Origin of the sequence: Candidatus Flexicrinis affinis (assembly GCA_016716525.1) — a bacterium.
Taxonomy (GTDB): domain Bacteria; phylum Chloroflexota; class Anaerolineae; order Aggregatilineales; family Phototrophicaceae; genus Flexicrinis; species Flexicrinis affinis.
The window spans coordinates 597,120-621,921 of sequence record JADJWE010000002.1; the positions used below are offsets into that span (position 1 = coordinate 597,120).

A 24,802-nucleotide genomic window follows, 5' to 3' on the forward strand; every position below is an offset into this window, starting at 1 on the left:
TTATTGCGATGTCTAAACATCTGACAACAACCCCGCAAGTCCAACACGAATTCAATCGCTTTGAATGGATTCTAACGATCTCAAATGTGGTAGAGACGCGGGGTTCAGAGGCCGCCTAGCCGCGAATCAGCAGATGCAGATCGCCGAATTCGTGCCAAAGATAGCCGGTGGCGATAGCTTCGTGATACACGCGCATCAGGTGGGCACGCGGCGCGAGCGCCTCCAACATCGCAAGGTGCGACGCGCGCGGCTCGTGAAAGCCGGTAATCAAGCCGTCGACCGCGCGCACCCCGCGCTCCGGCGAGATCACAACGTCCGTCCATCCCTCGCCGGGATGTGTGACGCCGTCGTCATCGGTGACCGCTTCGAGCGCGCGGACAACCGTTGTCCCCACGGCGATCACGCGACGCCCTGCCCCGCGTGCCGCGTTGACGAGCGCCGCGGTCGAGGCCGGAACGTGAAACTGCTCCTCATACGGCGGTTCGTTCTCTTCGAGGCTGGCGACGCCGGTATGCAGCACGAGTGGAGCGAACTGCACCCCGCGCGCCGTCAACGCGGTGATCAGGTCGGGCGTAAAGGCGCGGCCTGCGGACGGCATCTCGGCGCTGCCGGGGCTGTTGGCGTACACCGTCTGGTAGTAACCGATGTCCCACGCATCAGGCACGTAGCTGTAGCGGATCGGCCGGCCGACGCGATCGAGGTAGTCAAGCACAGGCAGCGGAAGATCGAGCACGGCCACCCACAGCCGAACATCGCTCCCGACCTGCCGCTGAACCGGTGCATACGGCGTGAGCAGCTGCGCGATGCCGCCTTCCGGCAAGACATATCGTTCTCCCGGCTTTGCCGACGACCAGCGCCGCGTCGTACCGCCATCCGGAACGCGCACCTCGACGGTCCACAGATCGCCGGGCATGCGGGTCGAAAAGTGGATGACAAACGGTGCGCCGTCGGTCTCGCGCATCGCCGTCACAGCGGCCTTGAGCGTCGCGCTCGTGTTGATCGCCAGCACGTCGCCTGCACGCAAGTGTTGGCCGATGTCCTCAAACTGCCCGTGGTCCATGCAGTCGCACCCGGTACATGACGTCAGCAGGCGGACCTGATCGCGGCGCAGGCCGCGCGCTTCCGGCGGCGCACTGGCCTCAAGCGCATTGGGCAGCGTAAAGTCGAACGTGTCGAGGGCACGGACCGATTTCGTGAGTTCAGTCGTAAATGTTGGCATTGGGGTTACTGCTCCTCGGGCGAGGGCTGAAACAATGTAAGCGCGATTCCGTCCGGGCCGGTCATGCGGCGGTTGGTGTGGCCCCACGGCGTCTTGACGATGCCGTTGACCGGCACGGCGCCTTTGCCGATCAGGCGCTCGGAATCGGCCGCGATATCCGGGACGCTGAGCGCAAGACGCACACGGTTTTCCTGCGGGCCACCCGTCTCGATTCGATCGACGTCGGCGGCCTGCGTGCGGTCGGCGATCTCCAGCGTTGCGCGGCCGATCTCAAGCATCGCGCCGTGACCAATCGCGTCCCACCGTTCGACGACTTCGTAACCGAGACCCTCCGTATAGAATGCGAGCGTCTTGTCGAAGTCGTCGGTCTTGAGCACGAGGTTGAGCCATCCGTGCGGCTTGGCCACCGGCTCTGCGCCGACTTCGCGCGCACGGTAACGCCCGCTCGGTGCATCGCCTTCGATCAGCCTGATCAACCCGGGAACGCTCTCCTCAGGCAGCGGCCGGTCGGTAATGTCCTCGCCGGGATACGCTTCCTGCTGCATCTTCGTCCGCATGTCGCCCGGATCGATCCACAGCACGCGCCAACCGGGCTGTTCAGCGGCCAACACGCGGGAGACTTGCTCAAGCGCGGCCTTGCTGCTGCCATAACCGCCCCACCCCGGGTATCCTACTACCGCGGCGTCGCTGCTGATGTTGATCACAGTCGCGCGCCCGTTCATTTCGGCGCGCACGGCTTGCAGGACTCCGAGCGGCGCGATCACGTTGGCGGCGTAGACATCGGCTAGAATATCGAGCGGATATTGGAGCAGTGGGGGCTGTGGCGACGGCCCGAGGATCCCGGCGTTGTTGACGACCAGATCCAGCCCGCCCAGCTCGCGGGCGGCGCGGGCAAGCGCGGCGCGATGCTCTGAGTCGCGGACATCGCCCGCGACGGCGCGGACGGTGGTGCAGGCGGCCAGTTCGTCAGCCGCGGAATTCAGCGCGTCTTGGCCGCGCGCGTCGAGGATCAGCGACCATCCGCGATCGGCCAGCCCGCGCGCAAGCGCCAGTCCCAACCCGCGCGAGGCACCGGTGATAAGTGCGGTACGTTGAGTCATGGTGAAACCTCCATACGATACGACTCAAGCGTATGGCAACTACGGCAATGGACACATCGCGCGACAGGACAGCCTAGCCCTGAACGTTGGTACAGTGTACGATCTTGAGGGCACCGGTACGGAGGTACTATGACACAGCGGGTAATCACGCTGGAAAACGCATCTTGGAAGGTCGGAATTCTGCCCGAGACCGGCGCATCGGTCGCGTTCGGACAGTTCTGGAACGGCAGCACATGGATCGACGTCATGCGCCCGACCGATCCGGCCGACTACGGCAACGCGTCCAAGTGTGCCAGCTTCATCATGCTGCCGTGGTGCAACCGCATCCGCGAAGGTGTCCTCAAGACTGCCGGACAGCGCTATCAACTGCGCACCGCGCCGGAGGACAACACCGCCCGTCATGGCGACGTGCGCAATCGACCGTTCAAGGTCGTCAAAGAGTCAAATCATGCCGTAACGTGCACGTTCGATAGCCGTGACTTCACCGACATCAACTGGCCGTTCGCGTTCACGGCGCAGGTGCGCTATTTGCTGGACGGTCCACGCTTCACGTGGGACCTACAGATTCGCAACGTGGACAAGCGGTCGTTCCCTGCCGGCTTCGGCCATCATCCGTATTTCGTCAAGACGAACACGCCGCCCACCCTGCAAATTCCGTGCACGCAGCAGTTCGACCTGCTGGACTCATTGGCGCACAGCGCGCCTCGCACGGTGGACCCCGCGCTCAACTTCGTCAAGCCCCGGCCGATGGGCGACCGCGTCTATGACGACGTGCTGACCGGTCGCATCCCGATGGTCGCGTACGCATGAGCTGGGACGAGCTGGACGTGATTCTTACGCTCGATGCCGAACCCGTGTTTGCGCATTGGCTGTTGTATGCGCCCGAGGGCCAGCCGTTCATCGCGCTTGAGCCGATGACCAACGTCAACGACGGTTTCAACCTCGTCGACGCCGGAATCGAAGGCTCGGGCGTGTTTATCCTGTCACCCGGCGAAATTCGCAGCGGCGCGTTCTCGATGACCGTGATGCTGGCCGACTAACACCTAAGCAGACGCAAATCGGACGGAATAGATTGGTGGCAGATTGCCGCCCAAGCACTGCCACGATTCACCGCGGTCGCTGGATAAGTACAGGTTGCCGGTGGTCGTACCGAAGGCCAGCGTGTCGCCGCTCAAGTCAAGCGCGTGGCGGAACACGACGTCAAACGCCGCGCCTTGCGGCAGGCCGTTTCGAAGGGCCGCCCACGTATTTCCACCGTCTTCGGTGCGGCACACGCACAACGCGCGATCAACCGCGATGCGGAACTCGGAGTCGATGGCCGGGACGACCCACGCCGTATTTGCATCATGCGGATCAACCGCAATCGGAAAGCCGAAATACGCAGGCGCTTCAGGCTGCGAGATGTTCTTCCATGTCTTCCCGCTGTCGATACTGCGGAACACGCCGCAGTGATTTTGTTGCCACAGCACGTCCGGGTTGGACGGCGACATCAACATGAAGTGCGGGTCGTGCCCGAACTCGGATGTCGGGTCGGGCAGAAAGTCGGCATACAGGCCGCTGTTGCGCGGATGCCACGTCGCGCCGTCGTCGTGCGTTTCATACACGCCGCCGCAGCTAATGCCGACGACGATGTGCGCGCTGTCGCGCGGATCGACGCAGATCGAGCACAGGCCCGGATGATCGCGCCCACCGCCGAACCACCATTCGCTGCGCTCCGACCGATCCCACAAGGACTGCACCAGTTCAAACGACTCGCCTCCGTCGTCACTGCGGAACAAGCCGCCGGGTTCGGTGCCGATGTACAGACGTTCGGGCTGATCAGCCCCGCCGGGCTGGATGATCCAGATATAGCTGAGCTTAGCCGGCGTCTCGCGCCGATCGCCCCCGGGAAAACCGACACTCTGTACGGCACCGTCGGGAAACACCGGCACGGGAACTTCTTGCCACATTGCACCCACGTCGTCTGACCGGTGCAGTTTCTGCCCCCAATGGCCATGGTCGAGGCCCGCCCACAGCGTGCCGGTACGCGGATCTCGCATTGCGTAGCTCACGGGCTGAGCACGGAAGCTCTCGCTCTTGTAGCGCCACGCGCCGTTGTGCCGTTCGTACTGCAGCAGTCCCTTGCGCGTGCCGAGTATCAACAGGTCGCCCATAACTATCCCCCCGAAAGTGCCTGCATGAAAAATACGACTTGATCCTCTTTGACGCGGTCGGCCAACGTCGTGCGATCCAGCACGAACTCGTCGCCGATGAAGACGTTGACGTGCTTGCGCAAGGCACCGCGTTCGTCGACAAAATATGACGCGATTCCCGGATAGCGCGCGTCGAGCGCCTGCACGACGTCCGCCACGGTATCGCCTTGAACGGTGATCCCTTGTTCGAGCGTTGGGAAGAACTTCTGCAGATGTGACGTGAATCGGGCGCGTGGCATTGACTGTTTCCCGTCAGTCATCTGGTTGCAGTGTAGAACAAAAGTGCGAATTCTGTCAACCAGCGGCGATCAGTCGAGGCGAACCAGTCCGCGCTGAACCGCGATACGCACCGCCTCGGTCCGGTTCCCGGCGCTGAGCTTGCCCAAGATGGCGCTGATGTGGAACTTGACGGTGCGTTCGGTGATGACCAGCGCGGCCGCGATTTCTTTGTTGAGATGCCCCTTGGCCAACAAGCGCAGCACGTCCATTTCGCGTTCGGTCAGGCTTTCGGCCGGCGGCGCGCTGAGCTGACGCAGCAGCTTGGACGCCACGACAGGTTGCAGCAGCGAGCCTCCGCCAGCGACGACCCGCACGGCCTCGAACAATTCGCCGCGCGGCACCCCCTTGAGGAGGTAGCCCTTCGCACCCGCTTCGACCGCCTTGACGATACGTTCGTCAGTGTCGAAGGCGGTGAACACGATCACGCGCACGTCCGGCGCGCGCTGGCGCAGTTGAGTCAGCGCGTGGAGCCCGTCCACGCCGGGCATCTCGAGGTCGAGCAGGATGACGTCAGGCCGCAGCGCGCAGGCTTGCTCGACCGCCTGCTGCCCGTCCGCCGCCTCGCCCACAACGGCGAAATCGGGCTGCGTGCCGAGCACCATCGTCAGGCCGTCGCGCACCACGGGATGATCGTCTACGACAAGAATGCGAATGGTCATACATCCCCCACCGGCACTTCGACCACGACACGCGTCCCCCGCCCGGGCGCAGACGTCAGCCGAAAACGCCCGCCAAGCAGACCGGCGCGCTCGCGCATACCGGTCAGCCCATAACGATCCGACGGCGCTAGTTCGGGATCGAACCCGACACCATCGTCGGCGATCGACAGCTTGACCTTGCCGCGGCTCAGCGCAAGCGACAGTGATGGTCGACGCCTGCGCGTGGCGGGCGATGTTGGACAGCGCCTCTTGCATGATGCGGATGAAGCCGTTCTCGACGTGCGGCGGCAGGTCGATCGCGGTGAGCTGCAGTTCGACATCAAAGTTAAAGCGCCCGCCGTAATCACGCGCCAGCGTCGAAATCACGTCGGAGAGCGTTCGCCCGTCAAGCAGCGAAGCGCGCAGGTCCATGACCGACCGGCGGGTCTCGTCCAGCCCGTGCCGCACGCGGCCTAACGCCTGCTGCACGATCGAACGGACGCGCTCGCCGCCGTCGACCGACTCAAGGACGGCATCAGCGGTCTCGAGCTGGAGCGCGATCGACGTCAAGTCCTGCGCCAGCGTGTCATGGAATTCACGGGCGATCCGCACGCGCTCCTCGGCGGCGCCGGTTTCGGCACTGCGGCGGAACAGCCTCGCCCGTTCGATCGCCACGCCGAGCATGTCGGCGATGGTCGCCAGCAGGCGCAGTTCGTCGGCATTGAGCGCGCGCTCGTCGGCGCTGGTGACGTTGATCAGGCCGAGCTTCTTGCCGTGCGCGTCGATCGGCACGGTTGCGTGATAGCGCAAGCCGTCGGTGCCGGTCATCGTGTCCTTCAGGCGCGAGCACTTGATCACGCTGATGTTCGACGCGCCGGACAGTTCGCCGGACTCGTAGTCGTCGATGCACGTACACCACGTGGTGCCCTTCATGCGGTGCGGATGGTCGGCCAGCGCCGGCGGCAGGTTCTGATGCACGGCGAGGCGCGCGTTTGCGCCGTCATCGTCGGTCAGCCACACCCACCCGGTCTGCAGGTCCATCAACCGCACGACAAGGCTGAGCGTGGTACGCAAGGCGCGCTGCACGTCCAGCTCGGCGTTGAGCGCCTGCGCGATTTGATTCAATACGGAGAGTTCGGCGTTGCGCCGGGCGAGGTCAGCGGGCGTATTCATGCCCTAAGTATACGCGATCTGAATCGCGCTACCCGATCAGCACGACATGTACCTCGACGGGGCCGTGCGCACCCAGTATGAGTTCCTGTGCAATGTCGGCCGTGCGGCTTCCGCCGGTGATAAACACGACGTTGGCGCTCTCGCGGAAGTGCGTCAATCCCGAGGCAGAGACCTGTTCGAACCACGCCTCGACATCCGGCAATATCTGATCGGCGCGAACCACCGCGATATGCACCGGCGGCAGCAGTGATGCAAAGCGTGGTTTTCCCGGCCCGCTCGATACGACGAGGCTTCCCGTTCCGGCAAGTGCTGCCTCGACACCAGTCAGCCCGACGCGGGCCGACGGATCGCGCACGTCGGCGGGCGTAATCCCGCGCGCGTTGAGCGCCTGGCCAACCCTCCAGCGAAATCTGATCCGGATCCCGCGATGACCTGTTTGTCATCCCCGATCACTCGAGCACCCGCCCAAGCGCCGCCTTGTCGTCAGCGCACGGCCACAGCGTCACGCCGACGCGTGCTGCCGCCGCCGAAAACGCGTCGCGGAGCGCATCCGGCGATGTGTCGGCCATCGGCACGACCCGCACCGGATCGGGGGTGGCAGGGATGTTCAGCGCCGGATTTGTTACCGCGCGCAGGCGTTTCAGGATGGATTCTCTGCTCGACATCATTGGATACCCTCACCCCTAGCCCCTCTCCCTCAGGGAGAGGGGGATTCGACCGATCGGTCTGTCGCCATTGTCGGCGGGCGACCCGGCGGGTCGCCCCTACAGACTTGCGCGCCGCCGGTTCCTGACAACTGACACCTGATTCCTGACGTCTTCCCTCATCACTTCCCTCTTTCCGCCCAAAGTTGGCGGAAGGTCTTGGGCGCGAACGTGGGAAGGTCACGATATTTGGCCCACGCCCCGATCGGCCCCGGATGCCAGCGACCCATGATCTTCTGGCCGACTCGCGCGGCCCATGCCGTAAGCCGGTAACTCCACGCTGTTCGCTGCGTGATCGACCACGCCCAGAGGCCGAATCCGTAGAGCTTGCTGCCGTGGCCGCGCACGGTCATGTCGTGGCGCAGGTCGAGCAGCATGCGCGGCAGGTCGATATCCACCGGACAGACCTGCTTGCACGCACCGCACAGGCTGGATGCATACGGCAGCGGTTCGGCGTTCTCAAGCCCGACGTACAGCGGCGTCAGCACCGCCCCGATCGGCCCACCATACACCCATCCGTAGGCGCCGCCGCCTGTGGAACGATAGACAGGGCATGCGTTCTGGCACGATCCACAGCGGACGCAGCTTAACACCTCGGCGTATTTGGTCGCGTACACCTTGCTGCGGCCATTGTCGACGAGGACGACGTACACTGCTTCCGGCCCGTCGGGCTCGTCGGTCCGGCGCGGGCCGTTGATCATCGAGGTGTAGACTGCCATGTGTTGACCGGTACCGGCACGCGGCAGAACCTGCGTAAGCAGCGCGTAGTCCTCGACGGTCTCGACCATCTTCTCGATACCGACCAGTGCGACATGCACCCGCGGCGCCGACGTACACAGGCGCCCGTTGCCCTCGTTGGTAACGAGCGTAACTGTGCCGGTTTCTGCAATGATGAAGTTACCGCCGCTGATGCCCATGTCGGCGTCGAGGTAGATCGGGCGCAGGCGTTGGCGGGCAAAAGCGACCATTTCGCCGGAGTTGTCGGTAAACGGCATGCCCAGCTTCTCGACCATCAGGTCGCGGATGCTCTCTTTGCTCTTGTGGATGATCGGCGCAACGATGTGGCTCGGGTGTTCGCCGCCGATCTGCACGATGTACTCGCCAAGATCGGTCTCGACCACGTCGAGGCCCGCGCCTTCCAACGCGCCGTTGAGCGCGATCTCCTCGCTCAGCATCGACTTGGACTTGACGATCCGCTTGACCTGATGCCGCGCCGCGATCTCCTGCACGTGGCGGCGGGCCTCAGCGGCATCCTCGGCCCAAAGCACGGTGATTCCGTTCTCTTTCATGCGCGCTTCGGCTTCTTCGAGCAGGTCCGGCAGCGACTTGAGCGCGCGGCGTTTAGCGGCTGCAGCTTGCATGCGCAGCTTCTGGCCGTGCTCGTACCCGAACTGTGTGAACGCCGCCTGCCGGTTGTTGTAGGCATTGCGCGTGCCGCGCCGGACGGCGGTCTGCTGGTCGGTGTTGCGGACGGCGATCGACGCCAGATCGACGAAGTTGTTGGACTCGATCTTCATTTCGGCGCCTCCTGACCTTCAAGCGACTCGGCCAGCAGGTCGGCCAGGTGGACGCATCGCACCGCCGATCCGCTGCGCGCCAGCCCGCCGTTGATCTGCGTCATACAGCTCGCGTCGCCGGTCACAACTACGTCCGCCTCGGAGCCGGTGATGCTCTTGACCTTGTCTTGCAGCATCGCACCGCTGACGTCGGCCATCTTAACCGCGAACAGCCCGCCGAACCCACAGCAGTTGTCGCAGTCCGGCACCTCCGAAAGCTCGGCATTCTCGACCTCACCGATCAGCGCGCGCGCCTGACCGCCCAATTTGAGCACACGCAGACCGTGACAACTATCGTGCAGACCGACTTTGCGCGGCGCGTTCAGCCGTCCGCCGAGGTCGGTGATCCCCAGCCCGTCGACCAAGTACTCGCTGAATTCCCACGTGATCGACGCGGCACGCTCGGCGCGCGGCCCCCACAATGTGTCTCCAGCGAACAGCGACGGAAACTCGTGCCGCACCATCGCCGCGCACGAGCCGGACGGCGTGACAATGACCTCGGCCCCGTCGAACGCGCGCAAGAACTGCTTGGCGACGCGCGCCGCTTCGCGCCGGTTGCCGCTGTTGAACGCCGGTTGGCCGCAGCACGTCTGCGCCATCGGGAACACGACGTTGACGCCGAGGCGCTCGAGAATCGTCACGACCGACATGCCCGTCTGGGGATACATCATGTCCACGATACAGGTCACGAACAGACTGACGGTCTTTCCCTTTGGGGGACTCACGGTTGGGTTCAGCCACCGCCCTCTCCTTCGATTGCATCCGTCGCCGGTCGCCCATTCGGGCGGGCGTCTGGTCCGATGATAGCCAGCCGTGACCGACGGCGCAATCACGCGGCACACCAATGGCGCCGAACGTGCCAAGACGTGTAGATTTTGGTAGACTCCGCCTGTTCACCGAGCGCGGCACGCCGCGGCCCAACCTTGCGCCTTGCGCTCGATCGCTCGCTTGACTGAAAGAACGGTGCATGCCCAACGCCGATCCGGAGCTGTTGGCCGACCCCGAACGCCTGAACGTGCTTCGCACGTTGTTTCCAGCGCGCGGTGCAACCGAGCCTGCGTTCGACCGTCTGGCGTCGCTGGCGGCAAGGCTCGTAAAGGCCCCGATCGGGATCGTGACGCTGGTCGACATCGATCGCATGACGTTCGCCGGAGCCCACGGCCTGACCGGCAAGTGGCCCGGCCGGGCGATCTGGGGTTTGACACATTCGTACTGTCCGCACGTAATCGCCACGCGCGAGCCGCTGGTGATCGACGACGCCCGCAAGAGCGCGCTCGTGCGCGACTACGACGCGGTCCGCGATCCGGGGTTCACCGCATATCTCGGCGTCCCGCTGACCACCGTCGACGGCTTTACGCTGGCGGTGCTCGCAGTCGCGGATCGCCGGCCGCGGCGCTGGTCGGAAGAGGACTTGCGAGTCGTGAGCGACATCGCCGAATGCGCCGTCACCGAAATCCACCTGCGGGCCGCCATCTACGCCGACTCAGGCGAGGAACCGGTGGTCGATACCGGCCCGCTGGTCGAACGAACGGCGGACATCCGCGCCCTCGACGCCGACGGCGCTACCAAAGCCCTGCTCTATCAGCGCCTTGCGCAGATCGGCGAGCCGTTGGTTGCCGCGCTTGCCTCGACCTCCGATGTGGTGTGGGTGGCCGACTCCAACGGCGATCTGCTGTACCTCAACCCTGCCGCCGGCGCATTCTTCGGCGTGGATCTGCTCTCGTATCGCGGCACGGCCAACTGCGTCGATTTCTTGGACGGCGAAGTGCTCGAGTTCTTCAAGTCCGTCGCCGTGCCGGACGCGTCGCGGGGTGGCGAATGGAGCGGCGACCTGTACCTCCGCCGCCACGACGGGGCCGAGATTCCAATGTCGGTGACGGTCAACGTACACATCCCCGTCGCAAGCACGAAAGAGAATTGGAGTGTGGTCGCGCGCGACATCACCGCCCTGCGCGATTCCGAGCAGTCGGTGCTGCGGTCGCTGGAACGCGAACAGGCCGTGACGGCCTTGCAGCAGCGATTCATCACGACCATGTCACACGAATTCCGTACACCGCTGTCGATCGTGCTGTCGTCGTTGGAGATGCTGCAGCGGCATGGCGCGCGGTCCGACCCGATCGAACACTATCAGCGCATGCGCGCGTCCGTCCGGCACATCTCCAGCGTGCTCGACCGCGGCGTGCAAATGCTTGAAGACCCGGACGCCGATCTGATCCCGTCGATCCAGAAGGTGTCGCTGCCGGAATTTGCGCATGAGATTTCGGCGCGCATGCACGAGGAGTTCGAGGGTCGTATCATTCACGTCGACGCGCCGCCGGACATGCCGGCCGTCCGCACCGACACTGTCGCGCTGGGCATGATCGTCGAAAATCTGCTCTCGAACGCGCTCAAGTTCAGCACGACCGGGACGGTGGTCACGTTCAAGCTGGCGCTGCGCGGATCGGGGACGAGCAGCGATCCGCGCCTGCTGGCGATCACCGTGCGCGATCATGGCATCGGAATCCCGGAGGACGCACAGCCGTACATCTTCGAGCGCTTCTTCCGAGCCTACAACCTGCCCAATGTACCGGGGATCGGCGCGGGGTTGTATACCGTCAAGCGGTTGGTCGAACGCCTACAGGGGCGGATCGAGTTCTACAGCCGGCCGGGCGAAGGCACGGAGTTCATCATCATCATCCCAGTTGGGCCAGACTCCGGGCGTGCCGGCTGAGGAGCGCACAAGTTAGTTCCACTATCGTAAGTCGTGTTTAGCGAGGGAAGCGCTATGCGAATTGCCGTATTCAGCACCAAACCGTACGACCGCCAGTTTCTCGAAGCCGCAAACGGGTTTCATGATTTCAAGCTGAAGTACTTCGAGACGCGCCTGACCAGCGAGACGGTTCAAGTCGCTGCCGGCTATGACGGCGTGTGCGTATTCGTCAACGACGTGCTCGACGCCGAAGTAATCGAGCGATTGTCCGCCGAGGGCGTCAAGCTGATCGCACTGCGGTGCGCCGGCTTCAACAACGTGAACCTGCACGCTGCCGAAGAACACGGGATGACAGTGGTGCGCGTTCCCGCCTACTCCCCCTACGCGGTGGCCGAGCACACGGTCGCCATGATGTTGTCGCTCAACCGCAAGATTTACCGTGCACACAACCGCGTGCGCGAAGGCAATTTCTCGCTCGACGGCTTGCTGGGGTTCGACCTGCATGGCCAGACCGTCGGCGTCATCGGAACCGGCCAAATCGGACAAGTGGTCATCCGTATCATGGCCGGGTTCGGCTGCAAGGTACTGGCTTACGACCCCTACCCGAACCCGGAGGTCGAACGCCTCGGTGGATCGTACGTCGCGCTGGACGACCTGCTCACGCACTGCGACATCATCACGCTGCACTGCCCGCTGACTCCGGAGACGCGCCATTTGATCGACGCCGAGACACTGGCCGTGTGTAAGGACGGCGTGATGATCGTCAACACAAGCCGCGGCGCGCTGATCGACGCCCTCGACGTCATCGAGGCGCTCAAGTCCGGCCGGATCGGGTATTTGGGATTGGACGTCTACGAGGAGGAGGCCGATGTCTTCTTTGAAGATCTATCGGGGCAAATCCTCAAAGACGACACGTTGGCGCGGCTGATGACGTTTCCGAACGTGTTGATTACCAGTCATCAAGCATTCTTCACGCGTAACGCGCTGCAGAATATCGCCGAAACGACGATGCGCAACATCGCGCTGTTTGCCGCCGGCAAGTCCGCGGAAAACGCGGTCGGCATCGAACGCGTCAAACGCTAATTCAAAAGGAGGACACGCATGGTACAGATCGGCATCATGATCGAGGGGCAGGACGGCCTGAATTGGGAACGCTGGACGCGCATCCTGCAAGCGGCGGAAGACCTCGGCTATGCGTTCGTATTCCGTTCCGACCACTTCGCATTCACCGACCCGCCGACTAAGGACTCACTCGAGCTGTGGGTGTCGCTGACGTACGCCGCGACTCTCACCAAGCGCATCGAGTTCGGGCCGATGGTGGCGCCGGTTACGTTCCGTCACCCGTCGATGACCGTACGTATGGGCGCGCAGGTCGACGATTTGAGCGGCGGGCGCTTGTCGTTGGGGCTGGGCGCGGGCTGGCACGAGGGCGAACACCGGATGTTCGGTGTGCCGTTCTACGACCGCGCCACGCGCTTCGAAATGTTCTCGGACGCGTTGGAGGTCACGCGACTGCTGTTGGACGGCGACGGACCGGCGACCTACCACGGCAAGCACTTCTCGCTCGAAAACGCCCTGCTGCTGCCCAAGCCCAAGCGCAAGACGCCGGTGCTGATCGGCGGCAATGGGCCGAACAAGACTCTGCCGCTGGTGGCGCGTTATGCCGACGAGTGGAACGGCGTGTTCATCAACCCGTCCACTTACCGCGAGCGGAACGCCCGCTTGAACGACCTGCTCGCCGAGCGCGGGCGGCCCGAAAGCGCGATCAAGCGGTCGATCATGACCCGCGTCGAGTATGCGCGCGATGCGTCCGAGCTGGCAGCGCGCGTGAATGCCGCAGGGCGGAGCCAAGCCGAGCTGGTCGAGCACGGCCTGATTGTCGGCACCGCGTCGCAAATCGTCGACCAGATCGGCGCGTTTGCCGATGCCGGCGTGCAGCGGTTCATGCTGCAGTGGCTCGATCAGGACGACATCGACCGGCTTGAGCACATGGCGACCCACGTACTACCTCAACTGCACTAACCAAAGTGCCCCCTCAGGTCGAGGGGGCACTCTCTATTACGGTACGGGTTCAGTGCGCTATGCGCGTCGCAGGAACCTGACTGCCGCGATCACGATAATCGCGCCGATAGTTGCCGTGACGATGTGTAAGACGCTCAGGCCGGTTGTCTCGAAATCGGTGCCGGTCAACAGGCCAATAACCCAGCCGCCGACGAAGCTGCCGACGATTCCGAGGATGATGTTCATAATGAGGCCCTGCGGGTTGCCCATGATCATGCCAGCAAGCCAACCAGCGATGGCGCCAACGACGATCCAAACGAGGATATTCACCAACATGCTGCCATCTCCTAAGTCTGCGCGACGGCGTCACCAACACCGTCAACGGTAGCGTATCTCAAATGTACCGCAGCGGTGACCGGCCAGTAATCAGCCAGTCGACCCATACTGCCTTACCCGAGATGGCCCAAAACTGCATAGGCCCGTTCGTTTCTGAACGGGCCTATCGTGCTCTGAACTATGCCTCCGGCGCCGGATCGTCAGGGCGCAGCGGCGCGGGCGACGGCGTGAGGTTCGCGCCGGTTCCCGCCGTACGGATAGCGTTGAACATACCGGCGATGCGCAGCGCAGTCTGCTCGATGTCGTCCCCGCTGAGCGCCTCGACTTTGGCGCGCAGCACCTCGGCCGCTTCCGGGATGCCCATCAGGAAGTCCATGAACGTGCTGCCGGACCCACCGTTCGAGCCATTCCCGAAGTTGACCATCCGGACATTGTTACCCAGTCCGGCCAGTGCCTTCGAGATGGCCTCGGCCTTGGCGATCTCTGCATGCGTCACCTGCTCGATCAAGAACTGGCGCAGGTTGATCTCGCCTTCCGCGCTGCTGGCAGCGGCCAGTTCGCGCCGGCCCTCGGCTTCGGCGAGCAGCTTGGCCTTGTCGCCTTCCGCCTCGGCCAGCTTATGGGCCTGAACGGCTTCTGCTTGCGCCTTCTGACCGGCAGCCTCGGCCTCTTTCATGGCACGAAGCGCGTCGGCTTCGGCACGGCTGCGATCCTGCGTGGCCTTCGCTTCGGCCTCAGCGCGGATGCGCGTAGCTTCCGCGGTTGCCTGTGCGCCGATGCGGGTCGCCTCGGCATTGGCTGTCGCCTCGATCGTCGCTTTCTGACGCGCAGCCTCGGCCTCGATCTCGGTCGCCTGCCGCTTGGCGCGCGCCGGGACCAGCACTTCGGCTTCCTGCTGCTGCTCGACCGCGAGCGCCTTCTGCTTCTGCACTTCCTGCTCGGACGCGGCGTTTGCCAAGCCGACGCGCTTCTGCACTTCGACCTCGCGGATGTTCAACGCCTCGCGCTGGGCGAGAATTTCGCGCAGCGAGTCCAGCTCCGCCTGCTCCGCCGTCCGGCGGGCGTCGGCGGATTTGACGCGGGCCTCGCGCTCGGCCTCCGCTTCCGCGATCTGCGCATCGCGCTTGATCGCCGCGATCTGCGGAGCGGCCATCGCCGTCAGATAGCCTTGATCGTCCGTGATCTCCTCGATGCCCATCGACAGCATCTTAATGCCCATCGCGGCCATGTCGTCACGGGCGAGGTCCTGCACCTTCTGCACGAACGAGTCGCGGTCGCGGTGAATCTCCTCGACGCTGAGCTGGCCGACGATCGCGCGGAAGTTGGCACTCAGCGTCTCGGCGATGATCTGCCGCACCTCCTCGCGCGTCTTATCGAGGAACGCCCGCGCAGCCGTGCGCAGCGCGGTCTCCTCGGGGTCGATCTGCACCTGCGCGACCCAGTCGAGCTTGATCGGCACGCCGCGCTCGGTGTAGACCTCGTCCTTTTCCTGCTTGATGGTAATGATCGTAATGTCCAGTTTCTTGTACGTCTCGAGCAGCGGGACGACGAACACGCCGCCGTTGGTAATCATGCGCGCGTTCTGGCGGCCGTAGACCACCATGACCTCGCTGGGTGGAACGCGGTGGTACTGACGCGTGATCAAGGTGATCAACGCGATGACGACCACCAGTACGACTGCACCGACAATCAACAGACCAGAACCTTCCATCGCACCCCTCCTACCGTCCCTGTGCCACACGGCACCGATTAACGAAATGTGGTTTGCAGCGAACCCGTACCCCTGCGTCTCCAGCGATGGGAACCTGCCGACCTATTCGACAGTATTGCGCGTCGTCTAGCCCGGGCGACCCGGCAGGTCACCCCTACACATCAGCGATAGGCGTGACTGACAACTGTCTACTGACTCCTGAACCTGCCCTTACCCATTCTTCTTCTTCACATACAGCAGCCCGCTTTCGACATTGACGACTTCGACGATGTCGCCGCGATGCAGCGCCACGCCGTTGACCTCTTTCACGGCCGAGCGCGTGACGAACGCACCGCTCTCGATCATCGCCTCGCCGGTCTTGCCGGGGGCGCTCTCGATGGTGACGCGCGCACTCATACCGATCAGCTCGCGCTGGACCGGGATACTGTCGGTCGTCTGCTGGCGCATCACCCACCGCAGCACGAAGATCGCGGCCTTGCCGATCGTGTAACCGAACACCGCTGCCACAAGGACAGTGACCAGCACCGACCACCCTGACGACGTGCCGAGCAAGCCCATTGCCCCGAAACCGGAGCAGAACGCCGCGATCAGCAGGAGCGTGAAATCGCCGTCCCCGCCGTCGCCCGAATCGGTGACGTCGCCGAAGAAGATGCTGAAGACGAAATAACCGGTGCCGACCAGCATGAAAGCACCGAACACCCACGGAAGGATGCCGCTCATGTTTCTCCTCCCTGCCTCACCAAACGTAATGCCTATATTGTATGGGGAAATGTGTTTCGCCGCGCGTCAACGCGTGCCGCATCCCCAACGCCTGGGGATGTGGCCCAAACCGCGCGATTTAGACTACACTGGAAACACGGCGAACCGGGATGATGTTCATGAATGGGAGGCAGACGTGCCTGACCGTGTCATTACTGATATTCGCCAGATTACCCCGGAGCGACTCACCGAAATACTGCGCCGAGACGGTGCGCTGCAGCAAGGCGAGGTCACCGCGCTCGACATGAACGTCAACGAGCGAGAACTCTCGACCGGCGTCAAGCTGGGTGTCACCTACTCCACCGATGCCCGCGGCACCCTACCCCGCAAGCTGTTCCTCAAGCTGGTCAACGCACAGGTTGACGAGGACGAGTATTTCGGCCCGTCCGAGGTCGACTACTACGTGCGCGACTACGTCGGCGTCGAAGGCGTTCCGATCCCGCACTGCTACGACGGCGCGTATTCGGCGGCGCTGCACCGCTATCACATCCTACTCGATGATCTGTCCGACACGCACATGCCTTCGTACGAACGCGCGCCGACGCTGGAACACGGCTTCGCGCTGGCGGATGCCATGGCCGCGCTGCACGCGCCGTATTGGGGCGCGGCGCGTCTTGAGGCCGCCGGAGCACTGATTCACGATGCCTCCCACGTTCGCCGCTATGCCGAGATCGCACTGGCCGGGTCGGAGTTCATCATCGAGGGCTGCGCCGATCAGCTTGCAGCCCACTGGCCGGCGCTGATCCGCGACACGTTCGCGCGCCATCCGCAGGCATTGGTCGAGCGTTCGGCCGATCTGAACGGGTTCACACTCATCCACGGCGACGCAAACCTGTCCAACATCTTGATCCCGCGCGACGGCGACCGGCCGCTGTATGTCGTCGATCGACAGCCATTCGATTGGGGCCTGACGACGTGGCTGGGCGTCTACGATCTGGCCTACACGATGGTGCTGAAGTGGGATACGCAACTGCGCCGCGAGTTCGAACAGCCAGTGCTGGCGCGCTACCACGCCCAGTTGATCGAGCGCGGCGTGGTCGATTACGGGTGGGATCAACTGTGGTCAGACTACCGGCTGTGCATCCCGATCTGCGTGTATGTGGCGACCGAGTGGTGCCGGACCGAACTGCGCCGGGACACGATGGAATGGTGGATGCCGATGCTGCAGCGGACGCTGACCGCAATGGACGACCACGATTGCGCGGCGCTGTACTAGCGGAACCAGCCCGACGCGCTAGACTCGACGTGTGTTGTCATCGCAGAAATCGGAGGGCGCCATGAAGATAGACGGTATTTGGTTCAAGGACGACGAGGGCCGCCGGCTCATCCTGCGCGGCGCGAACCTGAGCGGCGCGACGAAGGTACCCGTCACGCCAAACGGTGCGACCTATCGCAGTGAGGGGTTCTTCAACGGGCGAGACGTGTCGTTCGTGGGCCGCCCCTTCCCGCTCGACGAGGCCGACGAGCACTTCACGCGGCTAAAGGCGTGGGGCATGACGTTCCTGCGCCTCCTCATTACGTGGGAGGCCATCGAACACGCCGGACCCAGGCAGTACGACGAAGCCTATCTCGATTACCTGCGCGCGGTCGTCCAGAAGGCCGGCGAGCACGGAATCGACGTATTCATCGACCCGCATCAGGACGTGTGGAGCCGTTGGACGGGCGGTGACGGCGCGCCCTCATGGACGTTCGACGCCGTCGGTATCGACATCGCCAAGCTGCACACGACCGGCGCGGCGATCAATCACCAGACGCACGGCGACCCGTTCCCGCGCATGATCTGGCCGAGCAACTACTCACGCCTCGGCGCGGGCACGATGTTCACACTGTTCTTCGGCGGGAACGACTTTGCGCCCGCCACGCAGGTCGACGGCGTGCCCGTGCAGGAGTACTTGCAGGGTCACTATATCGACGCCGTCAAACAGGTCGCGGAACGCCTGAAGGACCTGCCAAACGTCGTCGGCTACGACAGCCTGAACGAACCGGGCCCGGGCTACCTCGGGATTCAGGATGTCGGCGCGCCGTACCCCGGCCTGCTGCAGATGGGGCCGATGCCGACACCGTTCCAGTCGATGCTGCTGGCATCCGGCTACCCGCAGGACGTCCCCGTCTTCGAAATGGGATTCGAGGGCGCCAAGCAGGTCGACACCGTGCGCATCAATCCGAACAGCGTGAGCCTGTGGAAGTCAGGATACACCTGCGTGTGGAAGCAGAACGGCGTGTGGGATGACGCGGGCGGGTCGCCGGTCGTTCTGCGTGCGGACCACTTCGCGCGCAAGCCCGACGGCAGCGCGGTCGACCCGATCCACGACTACATGAAGCCGTTCATGATCCGGTTCATCCACGAGATCCGTCAGGTCGACCCGCGCGCGTTCCTGTTCCTCGAAGGCGCGCCGGCCACGCCGCACCCCAAGTGGGGTCCGGACGACCCCGGCAACGCGGTCAACGCGGCCCACTGGTACGACTCGTTGACCCTGTTTCTCAAGACGTTCTCGGACGAGTTCACCGTCGATATCGAGACGCGCCAGCCGGTCTTCGGGCCGGAGAACGTGCAAGCGCTGTTCGTCCAACAGCTCGCGCACGTCAAAGACGCCAACATCCCGACCGTGGTCGGCGAGTTCGGTGTGCCGTTCGACCTCGACGACAAGTCGGCGTATCGCAGCGGTGACTTCTCGGTGCAGACCGCCGCGCTCGATATGTACTACAACGCAATGGACGCCAACCTGCTCAACTGCACGATCTGGAACTACACGCCGGACAACTCCAACGAGCGCGGCGACTTGTGGAACGACGAAGACCTGTCGATCTTCAGCCGCGATCAGCAGGACAAGCCGTGGCAAGACGATGTTCACGCCGGCGGGCGCGGCCTGAACGCGATCGTGCGCCCGTATGCGCGTAGGACGGCGGGCGATCCGGTGTCGATGCACTTCGACCTGCACACGCGCCGGTTCGAGTTCACGTACAGGCCTGACCCGGCGGTGACGGCTCCGACCGAGATCTTTGTGCCGTCGTTTCAATATCCAAACGGGGTAAAGGTCGACGCAGGCGGCGGGACGTTCGACTACGACGCCGATGCACAGGTGCTACGCGTCACGGCCCCCGCCGGGCCGGAGACGCACACCGTCGTGGTGACCTCCGCCTAACGATGCTGACCGTCGATCGGATCACGGCACGGCGGTTCATTCTCGGCAAGCAGGGCCTATGGCCCGGGCGGCGCTGGCGCGGGACTGACGGCACCGAGCAGGCCATGCGCGATATCGAATACCTTCAGCTTGACCCGCTGCAGGTCATCGCGCGCAGTCAGGACATTGCGCTGCACAGCCGCGTGTTCGATTACGCGCCGGAACAGTGGCAAGATGCGGCGTACGGCCAGCGCCAGTTCTTCGACTGGGGCGGTTGGTTGGCGACCCGGCCGATGAGCGACCTGCCGTATTGGCGGGTCGTCATGCAGCGCGAACGCGACGGCCATCCCGACTGCGACAATCGGGTTCGCAAGATGGGCGTGGAACACGCGGAGGCCATCGCCGAAGTGCGCGAGCTGTTGCGAGAGCGCGGCACATTGACCAACCGTGACTTCGACGCATCGGCGCGCAAGAAGACCCAGAGCTATCGCGGGCGCAAAGACAGCGCGTTGGCGTTGTATTACCTGTGGCGCGTCGGCGAAGTGATGACGCACCACCGCGAGGGATTCGAGCGCGTATATGCGCTGGCTGAGGCGGTCGCACCGGCCCACTATCTGCACGAACGCGACCCCGCCGAAGTCGACCGCTTTCTGATCAAGAAGGACATCAGCTTCGAGGGTATCTCACGGCTGAGCCGGACGGCAGACTCGTACTTCCGCGGGGTCCCGTTCAGCCAGAAGAAGCCGATCGTCGACGACCTGCTGACCACCGGAGACATCACGGAGGTCAAGGTCGAAGGCTTGAAGCCCACGTACTACGTGCTTGCCGAAGATGTCGAACTCATCGAAGCGGTAGCGGCAGGACGCATCCCGCAGTCGTGGGAACCGATCGAGACGACCACGCAGGAGGAAGTCTCGTTTCTGGCGCCGCTCGACCCGACAATTGCGCGTGGGCGCGCCAAGGAGTTGTTCGGTTTTGACTATGTGTGGGAGGTGTACAAGCCGGCCGACAAGCGCATCTACGGCTACTACACGCTGCCGATCCTGTGGGGTGACAACCTCGTCGCGCGGTTCGACAGCAGGTTCGATCGTGCCGCTGACACGTTTACCATCCTCGGTTTCTGGTTGGAGGACGACGGTCTCGCCAGCAACGACGCGTTCGTCGAAGCGTTAGCGCGCGGATTTTCGCGCTTTGTGGCGTTCCTCGGCGCGGCCAAGTTCGATAGCAGCGCGATTGTCGATCCGGTGCTGCGTCGCCGCCTCGGGAGTCAACGCCCACGCCAACGCTCGTAACAACACGTTAGTTGACAGAAAAAAAAAACGCGATATAGACTGTGGTCATCAGTCCATTAGTGCTGGTGGTGGATCATGACCCTACGCGTCCGGATCGCGGTTCTGTGCGTGCTGATCTGTGCCATCGCCTTACCGGCAGTAGCGCAAGACCCGCCCATACTGTCTCCCCAGTCTAAACTGACCCGCGAGCAGCGGGAACGAAAGCTAGAAATCATTCGAGAGGTCCGTCAGGCCTATTTCGCGCAGTTTCGGACCCGAACCGCAGCGGACTACAACCTCGTTTATATCGTTGGCCCGGCCCTGCTTGAGGACACAGCCTCATACGTTGCGGTCAACATACTGCAGGACAATATCCCCAATCTCGTCGTCGTAGCGTCAGGGAGCGACTTCGAGAGGTTGGCGGAGAACGATTGGACACGCTTCGACTCGATTGTCATACACCGCTCGGCGTTGGAGTGGCTGGACGCCGAATCTATTCAACGCGCCTACGCGCGGGGTATCGCTGTAACGACGTTGGGAATGCGTTTCGAGGAGCACGCTGCGCTGACTGGCGATCGGTGTTCGCTGCCTGCGACGCGAGGAGACCCGCTGCTTAACGATCCCCGAAATCCTCCCAAGCCGGGGGATCTCGGTGTCATTGTTTCGTGGCACAGACTTCGGGCCAATTCCTTATTGGCTGCACAACTCGCGTCACTGAATCGTGATGTTCTCTCGTCCTGCAAAGACGAACAGATAGAACTCGACGGCGTGCGTGTAGGCGTTTCATCAGCGTCTTGGCTGCACGAAGTGCGTTCTGCCGGCGATCTGGAAGCACTAGTTGTATTGGTGACAAACGGCGCGGTTACTCTCGAGGCATTTCAGGGCCGAGCTGAACTTGAAAGCGAGATCAACCTTCGACTGGCTCAAGAGGGATTACTCGAATGACAAACTGGATCTGGGCTCTCCGCTCTCTAGTGCGACTTGCTGTTCTGATTTGCCTAGCCGGGAGTGTATTCGCAGGAAGCTGGTTCACCGATCTCGACTTCTGTTTTGGGCCAAACAATTCTACGGTACTGTGCGTACCCAATGCAGGGTTTGTACCAATGCACACTCGAGCGGGCTACTATGCGCCGCCCATTGATTACGTTCCGATTTCCTCAACTTGGACTGATTATCTCAGCGTGCCTGAGATCAGGGCAAGAGCACGGACATGGGACCTGTATCACTGTCTTCCGGACTTCACGTTGAAAGGCGACGACGTGGATACGAGCTATGTTGACGTAGAAGAGGCCACATTGCTTCCGGGCGTTGACTTGATTCTGCAAGACCATGATTACTTCACTTCGAAGCACAGAATCGTGTTTAATCCGACGATCTACAAACTGAAGGCCTATAGTAGCGCGAACGGCATATATAGCTCCAAAGCGTGGTGGGATGGTTCCGCGCACAAGCCTGAGCCAACATGCTCCCTGACGTTTCCACCACCACCTGACGACGATTGAGAACTGGCCGATACGTCACTCAACTTCCGCGATCCGGCGTAGGAGGAACGCGCGTTCGGCGGCGTTGGTGCACAGGTCGAGCGCGCGCAGGTAGGCGGCGCGGGCTTCCGGCATCCACCCCAACCGGCGCAGCAGGTCGGCGCGGGCGGCGTGGAACAGGTGATAGCCGTCGAGCGCCCCGTCGTTTCCCAACGCGTCGATCCGGTCGAGACCGGCCTCCAACCCGTCGCTCATGGCGACGGCAACGGCGTGATTTAGCGCGACCACTGGCGTCGGGGCCAAGCGGTGGAGCGCGCCGTACAGCAGTGCGATCTGCGCCCAGTCCGTGCTGGCCGAGTCCGGCGACTGTGCGTGCAGCGCCGCGATGGCGGCCTGAATCTGGTACGGGCCGGCACGCTTGAGCGTAATCGCGTGGTCGAGGATGGCGACGCCGCGGCCGATCTGCGCGTGATCCCACTGCGACCGGTTCTGATCCTCGAGCAGCACGAGCTGTCCGTCGACCGATTGGCGCGCCCCGCGCCGCGCGTCGTGCAGCAGCATCAACGCCCATAGGCCGAGCGCCTCGGGGTCTTCGCGCAGGCCGCGCTCGTGCGCCAGCAGGTCGTTGAGTACGGCGGCCAGGCGGATCGCCTCGGTCGTCAGGTCGGGCCGCACGATCGACTCGCCCTCAGGCGCGCTGTACCCCGCGTTGAAGATCAGGTACAGCACCGACAGCACCGCATCGAGGCGGTCGGGGATGTCGGACGGCGACGGTACAGCGTATGGGATGCCCTCGTCCTTGATGCGCCGCTTGGCGCGCACCAATCGCTGCTGCAGAGTCGTCACCGGCACGAGGAACGCGGCGGCGATCTCCGACGCGCTCAAACCGCCGAGCGTGTGCAGCGTCAGCGCGACCTGCGCCTCTTTGCTCAACGCCGGGTGACAGCATGTGAACATCAGCTTGAGCCGCTCGTCCGGGATGTCCTCGGTGAGCATGTCCGGGTCCTCCGATGCGCCGCGCATCGCCTCCAGCGCGTGCAGGGTCGCCTTCTTGCGCTCGAAGTTCTGCTCGCGGCGTACGCGGTCGATGGCGCGATTGCGTGCCGTCGCCGTGATCCACGCGGCCGGATTGCGCGGAATGCCGCCCTCCGGCCAGTGTTCGAGCGCCGAGACGACCGCGTCCTGCAACACATCTTCAGCCAGCGCAAAGTCCCCTAGCGCGGCGATCAAGGCGGCGAGGACGCGCCCGTGCTCGTCGTGCAGCACCTTACGAATGGTGTCGTGAGTCGTCCGCATCGGAACCGGGTACGCCTAGAACTCGACGATCGGGCGAACCTCGACGCTGCCGTGTTTCGCACCGGGGATCATCGCCGCGACCTCGCACGCCTCTTCGATCGTGTTCGCCTCGATGACATAGTACCCGCCCAGCGCCTCCTTCGTCTCGGCGAACGGGCCGTCGGTGGTCAGCACCTTGCCGTCGCGGACACGCACGGTCTTGGCGGTCGCCACCGGGTACAGCGCCTCGCCGGTCATATTGACCCCGCGTGCGCGGGCTTTGGCGTTGAACGCATAGTACTCCTGCATCTCCGCTTGCTGCTCCGCCTCGGTCATGTTGGGCCGGTCTTCGCCGTAGATCAGCGCGATGTACTTCATGCCTATCTCCCTCGAGTCGCTAGTCGTACGTGCGCGCCTACTATAACGACGATCAGCGTATCGGAAAATCGACACTCATCATCTGTGCGGCTATGCAAGCAGACGTGTTGAGTTCCGGTTGGGTCAAACGCCTCAGCTATTGGATATCCAATTGGATTGAACCACCGCCGCCCGGATCGCGTATTCTTTGTGTAGCACACAGACGCGGCAGGCGAAACGGGGGGTACCGTCAAGCCATGGATGTCCAGACCCTCATCGAACGGCACGTCAATGCGCTCGGGGGAATACGCGCGGTACTCGATGTGCGCGCGCTGTCCATGCGCGGGCTCGTCACGGATGGACGACACCGGACACGCGCCGTGCGCAGTTGGCGCCTGCGGCCCAATTACCTGCGGATCGACGTCGAAGAGGCGTCGGGCATTGCCGTCGAGGCGTGGGACGGATCGCACGGGTGGGTCGTCCAACCCGAAGAGTCGCCCTATCCGGCGATCGTGTGGGGCCACACCGCGGAGGCCCTGAGGCGCGACAGCACGTTCGACAGCCCGCTCATCCTGCCCGAGCAGCACGGCGCGCGCGTCACCGGCTTGGGCGAGCGAGTCGTCAGCGGCCTGCCCGTTTACGGCGTGCGCGTCGTTGCACAGGACCAGTCTCAAACCGACTTTTACCTGCACCGCCAGTCGTACATGATCGCCATGACCGAGTCCCGCCCGCCGCTGACCGACGTGAACGCGTCACCATGCAAGTGCCTGTACACCGACTATCGCGTTGTCAGCGGAATGTTGATCCCGCATTACGTGGTGACCCTATGCACGGGAAACGGGCGTCATGAGACGTTCAGTTGGGAGGAGATCACGGCCAACCCGCCGCTTGATCCCGACTTTTTTCAGATGTCCGCCGCAGTAGCGGGCCGGTAGCAGC

General features: G+C 63.5%; 24 protein-coding genes. 10 read left to right on the forward strand and 14 right to left on the reverse strand.

All coding sequences use genetic code 11. From position 1 onward, the window contains the following. Positions 1 to 115 precede the first annotated feature (115 nt). Together IPM16_11740 and IPM16_11745 are read right to left on the reverse strand one after the other, a co-directional pair. Positions 116 to 1,219, reverse strand: a complete 1,104-nt coding sequence (locus tag IPM16_11740) for an S-adenosylmethionine:tRNA ribosyltransferase-isomerase (protein MBK9123775.1) — start codon at positions 1,217 to 1,219, stop codon at positions 116 to 118. A 5-nt stretch (positions 1,220 to 1,224) separates the two neighbouring features. After that, positions 1,225 to 2,319 carry an SDR family NAD(P)-dependent oxidoreductase gene (locus tag IPM16_11745; GenBank protein MBK9123776.1) on the reverse strand — a complete coding sequence of 365 codons (1,095 nt, stop codon included), beginning with the start codon at positions 2,317 to 2,319 and terminating at the stop codon, positions 1,225 to 1,227. Positions 2,320 to 2,448: 129 nt separating this feature from the next. Between IPM16_11745 and IPM16_11750 the strand changes: the two genes are divergently transcribed. Then, positions 2,449 to 3,129 (forward strand): hypothetical protein, encoded by a 681-nt coding sequence (locus IPM16_11750; protein ID MBK9123777.1) that lies wholly within the window; start codon positions 2,449 to 2,451, stop codon positions 3,127 to 3,129. After that, positions 3,126 to 3,359 carry a hypothetical protein gene (locus IPM16_11755; GenBank protein MBK9123778.1) on the forward strand — a complete coding sequence of 78 codons (234 nt, stop codon included), beginning with the start codon at positions 3,126 to 3,128 and terminating at the stop codon, positions 3,357 to 3,359. The genes IPM16_11750 and IPM16_11755 overlap by 4 nt, the downstream gene beginning before the upstream one ends. A gap of 3 nt (positions 3,360 to 3,362) precedes the next feature. On the opposite strand, the gene IPM16_11760 is transcribed toward IPM16_11755, so the two are convergent. From IPM16_11760 to IPM16_11790, 7 genes are all read right to left on the reverse strand, one after another. Beyond that, a complete protein-coding gene (locus tag IPM16_11760) occupies positions 3,363 to 4,472 on the reverse strand; it encodes a glycosyl hydrolase (protein ID MBK9123779.1) in 1,110 nt (369 codons plus the stop codon). 2 nt (positions 4,473 to 4,474) lie between these two features. Continuing rightward, positions 4,475 to 4,750 carry a MoaD/ThiS family protein gene (locus IPM16_11765; GenBank protein MBK9123780.1) on the reverse strand — a complete coding sequence of 92 codons (276 nt, stop codon included), beginning with the start codon at positions 4,748 to 4,750 and terminating at the stop codon, positions 4,475 to 4,477. A 69-nt stretch (positions 4,751 to 4,819) separates the two neighbouring features. Then, the gene (locus tag IPM16_11770) at positions 4,820 to 6,601 is read right to left on the reverse strand and encodes a response regulator (protein MBK9123781.1); all 1,782 of its coding nucleotides are present in this window, start codon (positions 6,599 to 6,601) and stop codon (positions 4,820 to 4,822) included. 28 nt (positions 6,602 to 6,629) lie between these two features. Beyond that, on the reverse strand, positions 6,630 to 6,956 hold the full coding sequence (locus tag IPM16_11775) for a lactate utilization protein (GenBank protein MBK9123782.1): 327 nt from the start codon (positions 6,954 to 6,956) through the stop codon (positions 6,630 to 6,632). 94 nt (positions 6,957 to 7,050) lie between these two features. After that, on the reverse strand, positions 7,051 to 7,269 hold the full coding sequence (locus IPM16_11780) for a hypothetical protein (GenBank protein MBK9123783.1): 219 nt from the start codon (positions 7,267 to 7,269) through the stop codon (positions 7,051 to 7,053). A gap of 158 nt (positions 7,270 to 7,427) precedes the next feature. Then, positions 7,428 to 8,822, reverse strand: coding sequence for an iron-sulfur cluster-binding protein (locus IPM16_11785; protein ID MBK9123784.1), 1,395 nt, complete (start codon positions 8,820 to 8,822; stop codon positions 7,428 to 7,430). Continuing rightward, entirely contained in the window at positions 8,819 to 9,586 is a 768-nt protein-coding gene (locus IPM16_11790) for a (Fe-S)-binding protein (GenBank protein MBK9123785.1), read from the reverse strand. Before IPM16_11790 ends, IPM16_11785 begins: the two co-directional genes overlap by 4 nt. A 242-nt stretch (positions 9,587 to 9,828) precedes the next feature. Between IPM16_11790 and IPM16_11795 the strand changes: the two genes are divergently transcribed. The 3 genes from IPM16_11795 to IPM16_11805 are packed head-to-tail and all read left to right on the forward strand — an operon-like array spanning position 9,829 to position 13,572. Beyond that, complete coding sequence (locus tag IPM16_11795; protein MBK9123786.1) at positions 9,829 to 11,571, forward strand: GAF domain-containing protein; 1,743 nt, start codon at positions 9,829 to 9,831, stop codon at positions 11,569 to 11,571. Positions 11,572 to 11,625: 54 nt separating this feature from the next. Beyond that, positions 11,626 to 12,633 (forward strand): 2-hydroxyacid dehydrogenase, encoded by a 1,008-nt coding sequence (locus IPM16_11800; protein ID MBK9123787.1) that lies wholly within the window; start codon positions 11,626 to 11,628, stop codon positions 12,631 to 12,633. Positions 12,634 to 12,651: 18 nt separating this feature from the next. Continuing rightward, positions 12,652 to 13,572: a TIGR03560 family F420-dependent LLM class oxidoreductase gene (locus IPM16_11805; protein MBK9123788.1), complete on the forward strand. Its 921-nt coding sequence runs from the start codon at positions 12,652 to 12,654 to the stop codon at positions 13,570 to 13,572. Positions 13,573 to 13,629: 57 nt separating this feature from the next. Here the strand turns inward: IPM16_11805 and IPM16_11810 are convergent, their stop codons facing one another. The 3 genes from IPM16_11810 to IPM16_11820 form a co-directional block, all read right to left on the reverse strand. After that, positions 13,630 to 13,881, reverse strand: coding sequence for a GlsB/YeaQ/YmgE family stress response membrane protein (locus IPM16_11810; GenBank protein ID MBK9123789.1), 252 nt, complete (start codon positions 13,879 to 13,881; stop codon positions 13,630 to 13,632). A gap of 184 nt (positions 13,882 to 14,065) precedes the next feature. Further along, complete coding sequence (locus IPM16_11815; protein MBK9123790.1) at positions 14,066 to 15,598, reverse strand: hypothetical protein; 1,533 nt, start codon at positions 15,596 to 15,598, stop codon at positions 14,066 to 14,068. Between the two features lie 210 nt (positions 15,599 to 15,808). Next, on the reverse strand, positions 15,809 to 16,318 hold the full coding sequence (locus IPM16_11820; protein MBK9123791.1) for a hypothetical protein: 510 nt from the start codon (positions 16,316 to 16,318) through the stop codon (positions 15,809 to 15,811). Between the two features lie 175 nt (positions 16,319 to 16,493). Here IPM16_11820 and IPM16_11825 point away from each other — a divergent pair, with 175 nt between their 5' ends. The 4 genes from IPM16_11825 (at position 16,494) to IPM16_11840 (ending at position 21,695) form a co-directional block, all read left to right on the forward strand. Then, a complete protein-coding gene (locus IPM16_11825) occupies positions 16,494 to 17,573 on the forward strand; it encodes a phosphotransferase (GenBank protein MBK9123792.1) in 1,080 nt (359 codons plus the stop codon). A gap of 61 nt (positions 17,574 to 17,634) precedes the next feature. Further along, the gene (locus IPM16_11830; GenBank protein ID MBK9123793.1) at positions 17,635 to 19,500 is read left to right on the forward strand and encodes a cellulase family glycosylhydrolase; all 1,866 of its coding nucleotides are present in this window, start codon (positions 17,635 to 17,637) and stop codon (positions 19,498 to 19,500) included. Between the two features lie 2 nt (positions 19,501 to 19,502). After that, the gene (locus IPM16_11835; GenBank protein ID MBK9123794.1) at positions 19,503 to 20,771 is read left to right on the forward strand and encodes a YcaQ family DNA glycosylase; all 1,269 of its coding nucleotides are present in this window, start codon (positions 19,503 to 19,505) and stop codon (positions 20,769 to 20,771) included. 75 nt (positions 20,772 to 20,846) lie between these two features. Next, the gene (locus tag IPM16_11840) at positions 20,847 to 21,695 is read left to right on the forward strand and encodes a hypothetical protein (GenBank protein MBK9123795.1); all 849 of its coding nucleotides are present in this window, start codon (positions 20,847 to 20,849) and stop codon (positions 21,693 to 21,695) included. 572 nt (positions 21,696 to 22,267) lie between these two features. Here the strand turns inward: IPM16_11840 and IPM16_11845 are convergent. Both IPM16_11845 and IPM16_11850 read right to left on the reverse strand, forming a co-directional pair. After that, entirely contained in the window at positions 22,268 to 23,527 is a 1,260-nt protein-coding gene (locus IPM16_11845; protein MBK9123796.1) for an RNA polymerase sigma factor, read from the reverse strand. Positions 23,528 to 23,542: 15 nt separating this feature from the next. Further along, positions 23,543 to 23,884 (reverse strand): YciI family protein, encoded by a 342-nt coding sequence (locus tag IPM16_11850; GenBank protein MBK9123797.1) that lies wholly within the window; start codon positions 23,882 to 23,884, stop codon positions 23,543 to 23,545. Between the two features lie 236 nt (positions 23,885 to 24,120). On the opposite strand from IPM16_11850, the gene IPM16_11855 reads away from it, so the two are divergent. Further along, entirely contained in the window at positions 24,121 to 24,798 is a 678-nt protein-coding gene (locus IPM16_11855) for a hypothetical protein (GenBank protein ID MBK9123798.1), read from the forward strand. Positions 24,799 to 24,802 lie beyond the last annotated feature (4 nt).